The organism is Lelliottia sp. EB106-05-01-XG201 (genome assembly GCF_058791735.1).
Genome location: NZ_JBYTDV010000001.1, coordinates 2,383,623 through 2,396,754 on the forward strand (window position 1 = coordinate 2,383,623; position 13,132 = coordinate 2,396,754).

Here is a 13,132-nt window from a genome sequence, read left to right on the forward strand (position 1 = left end):
GGTCCAATAACTTATCAAACTTTCCGACCATGAAACCCTGTTTTGATCAACTCATGACGAAATGGTGAAAAATATTATAAAAACTTATAGAACACCGAGGTGGCGGTCATTTCGCCGTCCGGCATCAGGGCATAGCGCGGGATCTCACCCACTTTTTGCCAGCCCGCACGCTGATAAAAGGTCTCTGCCCCGCTGCCCGTTGTGGTGTCAAGGACCAGCACCTTTTTCCCGTCCTCCACAGCGACCGCTTCCAGGGCTTCCATCAGCGCCATCGCTACCCCGCGACGACGGGCTTTTTCATGCACCAACAGTTTGGCGACATCAGCCCGGTGCGACTGGTTTTCCGGCTGATCGGTAATGAGTTGCACGGTTCCAAAAAACGCCCCGCTCTCGTCGCGACAGGCCAGCACGGTGCGTTCTTCTCGACCCACGCTTTCCGCGACACCTTGCCAGAACTGGCGGGATTTCTCGCGCGTAAAAGGCAGCATAAAACTCACCGACGCCCCGCCGTTAACGCAGTTTTCGAGGATCTCAGCCAGCGAATCGAGATGAAGAAGAATGTCGTCCCGTGAAAGGGAGTGAATGCGCAGGGAGGCGGTCATGGGATTTCCTAATAAAGTGACCGCCTCAGATTGCCCTTAACAATTATTTAACGCAAGAGCGGCTCTCATAGGCTTTTATGATGTTAGCCCCCGACGCCGTACTGCTGTTTCATGGCGAGGATTTTGTCGTGGGCGATCTGCAGCCAGCGCTTCAAATCATTTTGCTGATGATCGAATTCGCAAACGCCCCAGGAAAACGTCAGGCTCCAGGGATGCAGCCCGCGCTGATTGTACTCCGCCACCTGCTCGTTGAGGTATTGCATCGCAATCCACGCGCCCTGCTCGTCCGTATCCGCAAACAGGACCGCGAATTCATCGCCGCCGTAGCGCACCAGCAGATCCGCTTCGCGAAATGAGGCGCGCATCAGTTCGGTCATCGCTTTGAGCGCCACGTCGCCCTCCGCGTGGCCATAGCGGTCGTTGATTTGTCTGAACCGGTCGAGATCCATCCACGCCAGCGTCAACGGCTCTGCCCGTCGGCGGGCACCGGCTAACGCAAAGGCCGCAAACTGATTGAACCCGCGCCGGTTAAATAGCCCGGTCAACTCGTCGGTAGTGGCCGCACAGGCAGCGGCGAACTCGTCTTCCGCCAGCGCGGCCAGATCGCTCAAGGCGGTCATATCCCCCGGGCTGAACTCTCGCGGAGATTCATCGAGCAGGCACAGGGTTCCGGCAATGGAGCCGTCGGGTAAACGCAGAGGATATCCGGCGTAGAAGCGCACTTTTGACTGGCCCGCGACCAGCGGGTTATCGGCAAAACGGGTGTCATTGCGGGTATCAGGCACCACCAGCGGCGCGTTATTGAGCAGCGTGTGTCCGCATAACGAGTGGCTACGCGGCACGACGGACGCGGCGGAACCCTCTACCGAAAGCGCCACCAGCGAGCGTTCGTCGATGAGGTTAATCCTCGCCAGCGAAACGTTAAATATGCGCTTCGCCAGGCGGGTGATGCGGTCATAAGGCTGATGGTTGTTCGACTCCAGAAGCCCGGAATCATGCAGAGACAGCAGACGGTCTGATTCATTAGCCGGGATCGCGGGCGCTTTCATAATGTCTCCTGACACTGAGCTTTTTTAATAGCTTAGCCTAAACAGGAAACTTTTCAGTGGCCGAAAATTCGATTTTTACCGCCGCGCTTGGCCTGATATAACGCGTTGTCCGCCGCCTGCAGCCAGTCGGTCACGTTTAACATCTCGCGGGTGGCCCCGGCGATGCCGATACTCAGCGTACAATTGACGGTTTCTTGCGCCACATCTTCCATCACCGCGGCGGCTTCCATAATGCGCGACGCGACCACGTGGGCCTCTTCGATGGTGGTATCCGGAAGCAGGATCACAAACTCATCGCCCCCGAGGCGCGCCGGGGTATCCGTCTGACGCGTGGCGATATGAAGAATCTCGGAGACGGAGGCGAGCATCGCGTCCCCGACTTTATGCCCGAAACGATCGTTCACTTCTTTAAAATTATCGATATCAATAAACATCAGCGCCGATTCGCGACAGGCCTGCTGAAGTTTATGTAATTCGTGCTCGATGCGTTTTTCCAGCAGACGGCGGTTAGCGATATCCAGCAGCGGATCCATCATCGCGATCCGCTCCAGCTCGCGGGTTTTGATCCGAAGGCGGATGGCAATACTGTCGGTCAGGACGCTCAGGGCAATAATGTAGACAGCAATCAGCGGCAACGTTGCCAGCATGGTCTGCTGAGAAACGGTAGTTACAATCGCCATGCCCTGCAGCAGCCAGGCGGCGAGAAACACCGCCAGCATCGCGATCGCCGCGCGCTTCATCAGCGCAAAACCGCCCGCAGATAGCCGGTCGGCCAGCAGAATGGTGGCAATGACCACTGAGGGCAGCGGATTCACGGCCATCATGGCGATCCAGAAACCGCCCGCGCCCGCATCGATAATCAGATTTTGATGTTCTGCCGCCAGCGGCGTAGAGGAACGACGGGCGCGATGAAAAGCGAGCGTTGGCCAGACAAAGGCATTCACGGCCAGCAAAAGCATTAGCCATACTGAACGTTGATGCTCAATCAGGACGGAAAGAATGGGAATAAAACAGAGAAATGTGCCAAGGATACGCATCAGATACATACGTTTGACAAAACGACTCCCTGGTAAGCGATGGTTTTTACTCAGTTTATCAATTCCGTTCATCACGCGATTTTTCCGATGTGTTATCCCCGGTATCTTATTGAGCTTAAAAATACGTAGCAAGCAATTTATCAGCAATTTGATAACATCCAGACCGCATTGCGCCTGGGGTGGATGCGTTTACACCTGCTCCGGACTTTTTTGCACTTCTGCGACCAGCGGATCGTCGGGTTGACGCGCACTGGTACGATTTCGCCCCGCTTTTTTCGAACGATAGAGATACTCATCGGCTTCGGCCATCAGCTTATTAAAGACCTCCGTCAGCTGCCAGGATTCCGCTTTCGCGCTGCCAAGACCAATACTCACGGTCAGAAACAGGGTTTGCTGACGCCAGCTGAACGGATGCGAAGCAACAGCTTCTCTGATGCGTTCCGCCAGCTCAAACCCCTGACGGGCATCGACAGAATTCACCACGACCGCAAACTCTTCCCCACCCATGCGCGCCACCAGCCCATCTTCGCCGACCTCCTGCTGCACTTTACCGGCGAATTCGGCCAGCACCCGGTCGCCACACTCGTGACCGTAGTTATCGTTAATGCTTTTGAAATAATCGATATCGAGCAGCATCACCGTCAGAAAACGCGGATGACGATGGGACTCTTCATTTTTCAGAGCTTCATAAAGACCGGAACGGGAGTAGACGCGGGTCAGAAAATCGTAATCCGCGCGCAGGGAGACCTGATGAATGAGCGAGTTGATCGCCGCCACGCTCACGGAAACCATCACCGGGCAAATCGCCATGGTGGCAATCCCCAGGCGCGCAGAGAACATCATCGGCGTCGAGAGCGGCGCGGCGACGGCGATATTAATAATCGAATTCGCCACCAGGATGATCTCCACCCCGCCCGTCACAAACGTCAGCAGACAGGTCGCGGGCAGTGAATAGCGCACCGCACACCAGATTAGCGCCGGCAGCGGAAACGCCAGGCTGCCCGCCCCGCCGATCACCACCGAGGCCGCCACCGACACGATCAGCGCCAGCACCGGCATAAAATGATCTACCCGAACAGGATGTTTAATCTCCGGGATTTTGACCGTTAACAGACACGGCAGAATCAGCACGCCCGTCGAAAACTGCTCGCTGAACCAGTCGGCAAACAGCGGCCAGAAGGTTTGACTGTCAATGCCGACCGAGCCCATCGCCCCCACCAGCGCACACAGCAATGCGGCGATCAGGCAGAAGTTAAACAGGCGTAAGGCATTGATTGGGTCTGGCGTCGCGCGTCCACGCCGTCGGTCCCGCGTAACCAGCAGGGCCACGGTGACAATAAACATCATATTGGAGAGATTAATCACCACCGAGGCGATACCCCAGTTGGTCGTCACCGCGTCGTACAACAGCATCGCGACATACGACACCGCGTAATAATGGAGGCGATTCAGATAGGCATAGCGGGCAAAAACGCCAGCCATCACCCCATTCAGTGGCCAGAACAGTGAGAGCGCTTCCACCAGACGCAATTCCGCGCCGATAAAATAGAACAGCGTGGTAAGAACGAAAATCCCGACCGCGTTACGCAGTGGATTGTCGGGAAGAAAAGGCTTAAAGGAGGTCAGGGAAGATCGCATCAAATATCAATCCATATAATCGCTTAGCGCAATTATTTCGCGGTCATCAGCAGGAATAGTAAAAGATTAGCACGTATCTATAACATACATGCCCGGCATGCATAACCCATCAACCTTTGGAGTTCATCTGCAGGACCAGCCAGTGGTGGATCACCCTCACAATGTAGTGCTGCTGCTCTGGACTGAGCGCCTGCCCCTGGGGGATCTGATGCCACTTCGCGAGACAGCCGCGACAGCAGGTTGCCGTCGCATGCTGGGCGATAAAGACCGGATGTCCGCGCATCGGCGTCTGTTTGCCGTCGTTCACCGGCGAGGCCACCGCGAGACGACGGGCCACAAAATCGGCGGCATGCTGATCAATCGTCTCCGCCCCTTTGTCCCAACAATACTGCCGCTCTTTCGGACCGAGTTTAAAGCGCGAACGAAACGTGGAACGCGCTAGGCGGGCAAAGAGATCATCGAGCGTGTTCATCAGTAAACCGAGCGCCCCAGTCGCTGGGTCAGTTGTTCCAGCACCGCCACGCCTGCCAGCGAATTACCGGCGTCGTCCAGCTCCGGACTCCAGACAGCAATCGCCATCTCATGCGGCACAATCGCCACCACGCCGCCGCCCACGCCTGATTTCGCAGGCAGACCGACGCGCCAGGCAAACTCCCCGGCGTTCTGATACATCCCGCTGGTCGCCATCAGGGCATTCACCTGCCGCGCCTGCATCGGCGTCACAACCGCCTGATTATGCAGGGAGGAAAAGCCCTGATCGGCCAGAAACATAAAGGTACGCGCCAGCTCCACGCAGCTCATTTTCAGCGCGCAGTAGTGGAAATAGTTTTGCAGGACCGTCGCGACATCATTGTGGAAATTACCGAAGGATTTCATCAGCCAGGCGATGGCGGCGTTTCGCGCCGAGTGTTCAAACTCCGAACGCGCGACCGTCGCGTCGTAGCTCAGATCCGACACCCCGCTCAGCTCGCGCACAATCTCCAGCATCCGCTGGCGCGGGGCGCTAAGGCGGCTCTGCAGCATGTCGCACACCACCAGCGCACCGGCGTTGATAAACGGGTTTCGCGGTTTGCCCTGCTCGATTTCCAGCTGTAGCAGCGAGTTAAACGGCTGACCAGAGGGATCTTTTCCCACCCGCTGCCAGATCTCGTCTTCGTCGTACTGACGCATCGCCGCCACCAGGCTCAGCACTTTGGAGATCGACTGAATCGAAAAGCGCTCGGCGGCATCACCGGCCTGATACAGCTCGCCCTTCACGGTGCAGATCGCGATGCCCAGCTTATTGCCGCTGACGCACGCCAGCGCCGGAATATAATCGGCAACTTTTCCCTGCCCGATTAACGGGCGAACCTGGGCCAGAATCTCTTCCAGCATCTGATTATCAATGACCGCAGCCACATGTTGCTCCTTGCCTGGAGGCCAAAAACGGGCTGCGAGTATAACAGAGGCGAATGTGTCGCGTCAGGCGGGAAGACGAAAACGCGAAACCGCCTGCATCAGCAGATAGGACTCATCATGCAGCCGACGCGAGGCTTGCGACGCGGTCGAGACCAGCACGTCGGTCTGCTGCGACACCTGATTCAGCGCCTGCAATTGCCGCGTCATCTGATGAATGCTGTCCCCCTGGCTCAGGGTCGCCGCGGAGATGTCATCCAGCAGACTGCTCAAATTCGCCACCAGCCCGGTCACCTGCTGGAGATTGTTCTCCAGCTTCACCACCGCTTTTGAACCGTCCTCAATGCCCTGCAACGAGTGATTGATCAGCTCCTGAATGGTTTGCGTCGAGTGGCTGCTCTTTCTCGCCAGCAGCCCGACTTCACGCGCCACCACAGCAAACCCGCGCCCCTGATTGCCCGCGTGAGCGGCTTCAATGGCAGCATTCAGCGCCAGAATGTTGGTCTGGAACGCCACGCTGTCAATCATCGACACGATCCCGCGCATCTCCGAGGATCGCTCCACGATCGCCTGCATCGACGCATTCACCGTGGACATCATAATGTCGCCCCCCGCAGCCGTCTGACGCGCCTCGTCCGCACGGGTACTGGCGAGCTTCGCGTAGCCGGTATTGCCCTCTACGTGGGTTTCCAGGGTGGCGATATGCGCCGTCACGTCGCTTAGCTCCTGAGCCTGACGCGCGGACTGCTGATACAGTTTCTGATTCCCTTCCGCCAGCTCGCCAATGTTCTCTACCATCGAAGTGGTGGCGTCGCTCACCTGGGTCACCAGCTGCTGCAGGCCGCGTTGCATGGTGGTGATACTGGTGCTCAGCTGGCCGATCTCACGGTTAAAGCCATTCACCTGCGGCGCGGTACCGGAGAGGTCGCCCGCCGCGAGCTGATTGATATGGGCGATCAATTTGCGCAGCGGGGTGATCACCCAGCGTGACATGCCAAACCAGACGGCCACCGCAATCAGGAGCAACACCACCGGCGCCAGCAGGAACAGCGACTGCAGATCCGACAGGCGGTTCATCAGGGACTGACGTCCGTCGCCCGCCCGCTGTTCACTTGCAAGCTGATAGCGCGTGTAGTTGTCGTTGAAATCGGTCTGAAACGCCTGAGCGGGCACCGCAAAAAAGGCGTCGATGGAATTCGTCTTTACCAGCCCTTCCGCCTGCTCGTTGATCGCCCCGTAGAACAGCTGGTAGCTGTTGATCAGCGCCTCGTCTTTCGGCGGATTGAGCGCCAGCCACGCATTCCACGCCTGCTGCGAGGCACTCAGCGCCTTCTGCGCTTCGTCCATCAGGCTGTTCCAGCTCCCCTCCGAGCCGGTCTCTTTATCCTGCATAAAATAGACGCCCGAACGGTTGAGCAGATCGCTCGCCGCCAGCAGCGAAACGCGCGCCAGATCCAGTTTGCTCTGCTGCTGTTGCGCCAGCTGATTTTGTTGTTCGTTGCGTTGCGCGTCGCGAAGCGAGGCGGTCAGGAGAATCGACGAGGAGAGTTGTAATGCGGAAAAGAGCCCGATAATACAAAAGATGCCAGCCAGGAGACCAAACTGGCGCTTCGCAATACGGCTAAAAATTTGCGTTAGGTTCATAATATTCTTCTGTAACAGTACGTTAGACGCGTGCGAGTCTACGAAACCTAAATGACAGAACCATGACACAAAAATGACAAAGGCCTTCACAGAGAAGGCCTTCAATTGACTACACGCGGTCTTTCCAGACGGTCTGGATATTGCAGAATTCATGCAGACCGAAGTGGGATAGCTCGCGACCAAAGCCGCTTTTCTTCACCCCGCCAAAGGCCACGCGCGCATCGCTGGCGCTGAAGCCATTGATGAACACCCCGCCGCACTCCAGCTGGCGAGCAAAGGCATCGGCACGCTGCTGATCCGCCGTGAAGATCGTCGCCGAGAGGCCAAAGTCACTGTCATTCGCAAGTGTGAGGGCATGGTCTGCGTCTTTCGCGATAGTGATAGCCGCCACCGGGCCAAACAGCTCCTGACGGAACGCGGTCATCTCTGGCGTAACATTCCCGAGCACGGTTGCCGGATAGTAATTCCCCGCGCCCGCGACTTTTTCACCACCGAGCAACAGCGTAGCACCTTCAGCAAGCGTCGCCTGCACCTGCTGATGCAGCTCATCGCGCAGGTCGAAACGTGCCATCGGCCCGAGATAGTGTTCTTCGTTATCCGGCGCACCCATTTTTAGCGCTGCCGCTGCGGCGACGAAGCGTTCGGTAAACTGCTCCGCAATGCCCTCTTCGACGATAAAGCGTTTGGCCGCGGCGCAAACCTGTCCGGTATTCTGATAGCGTCCGGTCACCGCCGCTTTCACTGCCAGATCCAGATCTGCATCGTTGAGCACGATAAAGGGATCGGACCCGCCGAGCTCCAGCACGCATTTTTTCAGCGCCGCAGCCGCCTGCGCACCAATAGCCGCCCCGGCGCGCACGCTCCCGGTCACGGTAATGGCAGCGATGCGACAATCGTTAATCGCCTGACTCACGCCGTCGTTGGTGGCGTTCACCCAGCCAAACACCCCTTGCGGGAAACCAGCGTCATCGACGATCTCACCGATAAGCGTCGCGGAGCCGAGGACGTTGGGCGCATGTTTGAGCAGATAGCTGTTTCCGGCGAGCAGGATCGGCACCGCGCCGCGCAGCACCTGCCACAGAGGGAAGTTCCACGGCATCACCGCCAGAATCGGCCCCAGCGGGCGATACTCAATCACGGCTTTCTGGTTTTCAACCAGCGTCGGTTCAGTCGCCAGCATCGCCGGGCCGTGTTCGGCATACCAGTCGCACAGACCAGCGGATTTAGTGACTTCGGCGCGCGCCTGCAAAATGGGTTTGCCCATCTCGCGGGACATCATCTGCGCCATCTCTTCTGCCCGCGCTCGCAGGGCTGCACCGAGGTCACGAAGTTTCTGCGCACGATGAGCCACCGTTTCATTTCGCCACTCACGGAAACCGCGATCCGCCTGCGCTATCGCCCGATCGACCTCCGCCGTCGTGGCCCACGGATAAGCGGCAAGCGTTTCGCCAGTCGCCGGATTGATCGACAGCGCATGGGTCTCTGATGAATAAGTCATAATCTTCTCCACGTCATAGGGGTTGATTGATTGTGGCTTACTCTGCTATTTCTTAAAAATGAATAATACTGACTCACTTATTCACGAAAAGAGAATGCTATGGATTTAACTCAGCTTGAAATGTTTAACGCCGTGGCGCAGACCGGGAGCATCACTCAGGCGGCGCAGAAGGTGCATCGCGTGCCGTCGAACCTCACGACGCGTATTCGTCAGCTGGAGGCGGATCTGGGCGTCGAGCTGTTTATCCGTGAAAACCAGCGTTTGCGCCTCTCTCCCGCCGGGCATAACTTCCTGCGCTACAGCAAGCAGATCCTCGCCCTGGTCGATGAAGCGCGGATGGTGGTTGCCGGGGACGAACCGCAGGGACTGTTTGCGCTTGGCGCGCTGGAGAGTACCGCGGCGGTGCGGATCCCTGAATCCCTGGCGCAGTTTAACCAGCGTTATCCGCGCATTCAGTTTGCGCTTTCCACTGGCCCGTCCGGGACGATGATCGACGGCGTGCTCGAGGGGACGCTCAGCGCGGCCTTTGTCGACGGACCGCTGTCGCACCCGGAGCTGGACGGGATGCCGGTGTATCAGGAAGAGATGATGCTGGTGGCCGCCGCCGGACATGAGAAAGTGACCCGCGCCACCCAGGTGAGCGGTCGCGACGTCTACGCGTTTCGCGCCAACTGTTCCTATCGTCGACATCTGGAGAGCTGGTTTCATGCGGACCGGGCGATGCCGGGGCGAATTCATGAGATGGAGTCGTACCACGGCATGCTCGCCTGCGTGATTGCGGGTGCCGGAATTGCCCTGATGCCCCGCTCGATGCTGGAGAGCATGCCGGGGCATCTGCAGGTCGAGGCCTGGCCGCTGGCGGAAAACTGGCGCTGGCTCACGACCTGGCTGGTGTGGCGACGCGGCGCGATGACGCGTCAGCTTGAGGCGTTTATAGCACTGCTAAACGAACGTCAGCCACCAACGCCTTCTCCATAAACAGGCTAAGCGGATCTTCGGCGTAAGGTGGGAAAGCCGTGCGAACGTGATACCCGCAGCGTTCATACAGCTGAATCGCCGCATGCTGCTTAATGCCCGTTTCGAGGCGCAGGGTGTGGCAGTGGCGGCTAAGGGCTTCGTCCTCCAGCGCCGCCAGCAGTTTCTCCCCCAGCTTTTGCCCGCGATGAGTGGGATCGATATACACCCGCTTCATCTCCCCGCTGCCGTCCCCGTTGAGCACAATCGCCCCGCAGCCCACCGCGTTAAGCTGGTTATCACGGATCACCATCATCAGCAGCGACCCCGTCGCCAGTTGGGTGAGATCGATCAGATGATTACTTTCCGCCGGGTAAAGTTCGGTTTGATAACGGTCCAGAGCGGCGATCAGCGCCAGAATATCCGGATGAGAGGCAGATTCAGAGGTAATGGAATACATGGCAGGCTCCTTTTGTTGTTTGTTATCAACATAGCCGCCTCGCGATGCCATTGGTCATACTGTTAACTTATCTTTCTTGAGGATAATCCAACAAAGAGTGCCAAAAATGCGGGTCACTGTAATTATATACAGTATTTGTTTTTAACCCGCGTTATTATGCCCTTCGTTCGCCAACAACGGCCCTCAGAAGGAGACTGAAATGAAAAAACTGGACTGGTTTAACAACGTTGAAAATCGCACTCACCCGTGGGAAGGCATGGGGCTCACCTGGCTGACGACCGCCCTTAACGTACCGGATGTCCGCGCCGCCGTGGATTTCTACACGGGCGCGATGAGTATGGTGGCCATCGCCGAACTGGAAGGTGAAAACGGCGAACTGCTCTTTGCCCGTATTCGCTATCGCGGCACCAACTTCACGCTTAACCAGGAGGGCTGGGATTCGGAGTTGAGTAGCCCTCAAACCTCCGGCACTCCGACGCCGTTTATCTTCTACCTCTATGTGGATGATGCCGTCGCGCTGGTCGGTGAGATGGTACAGGCCGGTGCGACGGTACTAAAAGAACCGGCGGAGATGTTCTGGGGTGATTTGAAAGCCCGCGTCCAGGACCCCTTCGGCTTTATCTGGGATGTGGCGCAGAAGATCTAAAAAAATGCCCGCCTCGCGGGCACCTTAAGCGGATTTACCCCCTACTGGCGCAGGAAGATTTTGCCTTTCAGGTACAACGTGGCTTGCCCACCAATCAGCACGCGGTCGCCCTGTAATTCACAGCGCAAATCGCCGCCGCGGGCCGACACCTGGCGAGCCTGCAGCTGGGTTTTACCGAGTTTTTCGCTCCAGTAAGGGATCAGCATACTGTGGGTGGAGCCGGTCACCGGATCTTCCGGGACGCCCTCGCCCGGGCAGAAGAAGCGGCTGACAAAATCCACTTCGTCGCCAGGTGCGGTAATACACACCATCTTATCCAGCGGGATCATCGCCGAGATATCCGGGTCAATCGCTTCGACCTGCTGCTGGTTCTCCAGCACCACCATATAGTCGCGCGCCACGCGGACTTCTTTTGCAGCGGGGATGCCCAGCGAATAAAACAGCAAGGCTGGCGCGTTATCAACGGCTTCACTTGCCCAGGCCGGGAAGTTGAGGGTCAGCCAGTCGCCGTTGCGCTTGACGGTCAGTTTGCCGACAAAGCGCGTCGAGAATTCAATTTCCGTGTGCGGGTAATCGAGGTATTCAAAAATCACATGCGACGCCGCGAGCGTAGCGTGGCCGCACAGATCGATCTCATACTGCGTGGTGAACCAGCGCAGTTCAAAACCGTCGTCGGTGCGCACGAAAAACGCTGTCTCCGACTGGTTGTGTTGTTTCGCCATGCTGAGCAGCGTCTCGTCCGGAAGCCACTCTTCCAGCGGGCAAACCGCGGCCGCATTCCCACCAAAGGCTTTGTCGGTGAAGGCATCCACCAGATAAAAATCAATTTCGTGCATTGTCGTACCGCCTGTTTTTATTGTGCTGTTCCTTATCTTCAAGGAAAACAACGCCCTTCGCTACGGGCTGGATAAGGTAAATTATGAGATCTGCATCACATAATGGTTGTCTTTTCGCCAGCGAAGGCTTTAAGATCGCCTTCTCATCTTTTCAGCAACGAATCCCTCTATATCTATGACAATGAACACGGTTTCCCGCAAGGTCGCGTGGCTACGTGTGGTCACGCTTGCCATCGCTGCATTTATCTTTAATACCACGGAGTTCGTCCCCGTCGGTTTGCTTTCCGATATTGCTAAAAGTTTCCAGATGGAAACGGCGCAGGTCGGGATCATGCTGACCATCTACGCCTGGGTAGTGGCGTTGATGTCCCTGCCCTTTATGCTGCTCACCAGCCAGATGGAGCGGCGCAAACTGCTGATCGGTCTCTTCGTGCTGTTCATCGCCAGCCACGTACTGTCGTTCCTCGCCTGGAACTTTACGGTGCTGGTGATCAGCCGCATCGGTATCGCCTTTGCCCACGCTCTTTTCTGGTCGATAACCGCGTCGCTGGCCATTCGTCTTGCCCCGGCAGGAAAACGCGCTCAGGCCCTGAGCCTGCTGGCGACCGGCACCGCGCTGGCGATGGTGCTCGGTCTGCCGATCGGGCGTATCGTCGGGCAGTATTTCGGCTGGCGTACCACCTTCTTTGCCATCGGCATGGGCGCGCTGATCACCCTGCTGTGCCTGATCAAGCTTCTGCCGAAATTACCGAGCGAACACTCTGGCTCACTAAAAAGCCTGCCGCTGCTGTTCCGCCGCCCGGCGCTGATGAGCATTTATTTGCTGACGGTGGTGGTAGTCACCGCCCACTACACGGCCTACAGCTATATTGAACCTTTTGTGCAGGTTGTCGCGGGCTTTAGCGCCAGTTTCGCCACGGTTCTGCTGTTACTCCTCGGCGGGGCTGGCATCATCGGCAGCCTCCTGTTTGGCAAACTGGGCAATAAACACGCTTCGCTGCTGGTGAGCGGCGCAATCGGGGTGTTGATGCTGTGCCTGGTGTTGCTGATGCCTGCCGCAGGCAGCGAAACCCATCTGGCGATACTGAGTATTTGTTGGGGCGTGGCGATGATGATTATCGGGCTTGGCATGCAGGTGAAAGTCCTGGCCCTGGCACCGGATGCCACGGATGTGGCGATGTCGCTCTTCTCGGGGATTTTCAATCTAGGGATTGGCGCGGGCGCACTGGTGGGAAATCAAATCAGCCTGCATTTTTCGATGTCGGCGATTGGCTATCTCGGGGCAATTCCGGCGCTGGCGGCGTTGATCTGGTCGATTCTGATCTTCCGAAAATGGCCGGTGGCGCTGGAAGAGCAGACGGATCGAGGGTAGT

Annotated in this window: 13 protein-coding genes; 3 read left to right on the forward strand and 10 right to left on the reverse strand. The window is 57.5% G+C overall.

The annotated features are described in order from the left end of the window. Positions 1 to 74: 74 nt before the first annotated feature. The 8 genes from AC3WS9_RS11170 to sad form a co-directional block, all read right to left on the reverse strand. The gene (locus AC3WS9_RS11170) at positions 75 to 602 is read right to left on the reverse strand and encodes a GNAT family N-acetyltransferase (protein ID WP_492488348.1); all 528 of its coding nucleotides are present in this window, start codon (positions 600 to 602) and stop codon (positions 75 to 77) included. 83 nt (positions 603 to 685) lie between these two features. Next, positions 686 to 1,651, reverse strand: a complete 966-nt coding sequence (locus tag AC3WS9_RS11175; RefSeq protein WP_492488350.1) for a sensor domain-containing diguanylate cyclase — start codon at positions 1,649 to 1,651, stop codon at positions 686 to 688. Between the two features lie 53 nt (positions 1,652 to 1,704). After that, on the reverse strand, positions 1,705 to 2,697 hold the full coding sequence (locus AC3WS9_RS11180; RefSeq protein WP_492490328.1) for a diguanylate cyclase: 993 nt from the start codon (positions 2,695 to 2,697) through the stop codon (positions 1,705 to 1,707). Positions 2,698 to 2,877: 180 nt separating this feature from the next. Next, positions 2,878 to 4,326 (reverse strand): GGDEF domain-containing protein, encoded by a 1,449-nt coding sequence (locus AC3WS9_RS11185; protein ID WP_492488352.1) that lies wholly within the window; start codon positions 4,324 to 4,326, stop codon positions 2,878 to 2,880. Positions 4,327 to 4,435: 109 nt separating this feature from the next. Beyond that, positions 4,436 to 4,798, reverse strand: a complete 363-nt coding sequence (locus AC3WS9_RS11190; RefSeq protein WP_492488354.1) for a DUF4186 domain-containing protein — start codon at positions 4,796 to 4,798, stop codon at positions 4,436 to 4,438. Next, the gene (glsB, locus tag AC3WS9_RS11195; protein WP_282495255.1) at positions 4,798 to 5,724 is read right to left on the reverse strand and encodes a glutaminase B; all 927 of its coding nucleotides are present in this window, start codon (positions 5,722 to 5,724) and stop codon (positions 4,798 to 4,800) included. The genes AC3WS9_RS11190 and glsB overlap by 1 nt, the downstream gene beginning before the upstream one ends. A 63-nt stretch (positions 5,725 to 5,787) precedes the next feature. Beyond that, the gene (locus AC3WS9_RS11200) at positions 5,788 to 7,365 is read right to left on the reverse strand and encodes a methyl-accepting chemotaxis protein (RefSeq protein ID WP_492488356.1); all 1,578 of its coding nucleotides are present in this window, start codon (positions 7,363 to 7,365) and stop codon (positions 5,788 to 5,790) included. 109 nt (positions 7,366 to 7,474) lie between these two features. Continuing rightward, the gene (sad, locus tag AC3WS9_RS11205) at positions 7,475 to 8,863 is read right to left on the reverse strand and encodes a succinate-semialdehyde dehydrogenase (RefSeq protein WP_492488358.1); all 1,389 of its coding nucleotides are present in this window, start codon (positions 8,861 to 8,863) and stop codon (positions 7,475 to 7,477) included. 99 nt (positions 8,864 to 8,962) lie between these two features. Between sad and ptrR the strand changes: the two genes are divergently transcribed. Then, positions 8,963 to 9,841, forward strand: coding sequence for a putrescine utilization regulator PtrR (ptrR, locus tag AC3WS9_RS11210; protein ID WP_282495258.1), 879 nt, complete (start codon positions 8,963 to 8,965; stop codon positions 9,839 to 9,841). Here the strand turns inward: ptrR and AC3WS9_RS11215 are convergent. Further along, positions 9,795 to 10,277, reverse strand: coding sequence for a GNAT family N-acetyltransferase (locus tag AC3WS9_RS11215; protein WP_492488361.1), 483 nt, complete (start codon positions 10,275 to 10,277; stop codon positions 9,795 to 9,797). The genes ptrR and AC3WS9_RS11215 overlap by 47 nt on opposite strands. Positions 10,278 to 10,476: 199 nt before the next feature. Between AC3WS9_RS11215 and AC3WS9_RS11220 the strand changes: the two genes are divergently transcribed. Further along, a complete protein-coding gene (locus AC3WS9_RS11220; RefSeq protein ID WP_285150485.1) occupies positions 10,477 to 10,923 on the forward strand; it encodes a VOC family protein in 447 nt (148 codons plus the stop codon). 41 nt (positions 10,924 to 10,964) lie between these two features. On the opposite strand, the gene AC3WS9_RS11225 is transcribed toward AC3WS9_RS11220, so the two are convergent. Continuing rightward, positions 10,965 to 11,759 (reverse strand): PhzF family phenazine biosynthesis protein, encoded by a 795-nt coding sequence (locus AC3WS9_RS11225; RefSeq protein ID WP_492488363.1) that lies wholly within the window; start codon positions 11,757 to 11,759, stop codon positions 10,965 to 10,967. 175 nt (positions 11,760 to 11,934) lie between these two features. On the opposite strand from AC3WS9_RS11225, the gene AC3WS9_RS11230 reads away from it, so the two are divergent. Then, a complete protein-coding gene (locus AC3WS9_RS11230; RefSeq protein ID WP_492488365.1) occupies positions 11,935 to 13,131 on the forward strand; it encodes a sugar transporter in 1,197 nt (398 codons plus the stop codon). The last annotated feature ends 1 nt before the right edge of the window (position 13,132 follow it).

What these genes read in the sequence shown, in the direction of transcription:
- AC3WS9_RS11230 (WP_492488365.1), top strand. Translation starts at nt 11,935, where the DNA reads ATGACAATGAACACGGTTTCCCGCAAGGTCGCGTGGCTACGTGTGGTC.
- AC3WS9_RS11220 (WP_285150485.1), top strand. Translation starts at nt 10,477, where the DNA reads ATGAAAAAACTGGACTGGTTTAACAACGTTGAAAATCGCACTCACCCG.
- AC3WS9_RS11180 (WP_492490328.1), bottom strand. Translation starts at nt 2,697, where the DNA reads ATGTATCTGATGCGTATCCTTGGCACATTTCTCTGTTTTATTCCCATT.
- AC3WS9_RS11225 (WP_492488363.1), bottom strand. Translation starts at nt 11,759, where the DNA reads ATGCACGAAATTGATTTTTATCTGGTGGATGCCTTCACCGACAAAGCC.
- AC3WS9_RS11170 (WP_492488348.1), bottom strand. Translation starts at nt 602, where the DNA reads ATGACCGCCTCCCTGCGCATTCACTCCCTTTCACGGGACGACATTCTT.
- AC3WS9_RS11175 (WP_492488350.1), bottom strand. Translation starts at nt 1,651, where the DNA reads ATGAAAGCGCCCGCGATCCCGGCTAATGAATCAGACCGTCTGCTGTCT.
- AC3WS9_RS11190 (WP_492488354.1), bottom strand. Translation starts at nt 4,798, where the DNA reads ATGAACACGCTCGATGATCTCTTTGCCCGCCTAGCGCGTTCCACGTTT.
- AC3WS9_RS11185 (WP_492488352.1), bottom strand. Translation starts at nt 4,326, where the DNA reads ATGCGATCTTCCCTGACCTCCTTTAAGCCTTTTCTTCCCGACAATCCA.
- sad (WP_492488358.1), bottom strand. Translation starts at nt 8,863, where the DNA reads ATGACTTATTCATCAGAGACCCATGCGCTGTCGATCAATCCGGCGACT.
- AC3WS9_RS11200 (WP_492488356.1), bottom strand. Translation starts at nt 7,365, where the DNA reads ATGAACCTAACGCAAATTTTTAGCCGTATTGCGAAGCGCCAGTTTGGT.
- AC3WS9_RS11215 (WP_492488361.1), bottom strand. Translation starts at nt 10,277, where the DNA reads ATGTATTCCATTACCTCTGAATCTGCCTCTCATCCGGATATTCTGGCG.
- ptrR (WP_282495258.1), top strand. Translation starts at nt 8,963, where the DNA reads ATGGATTTAACTCAGCTTGAAATGTTTAACGCCGTGGCGCAGACCGGG.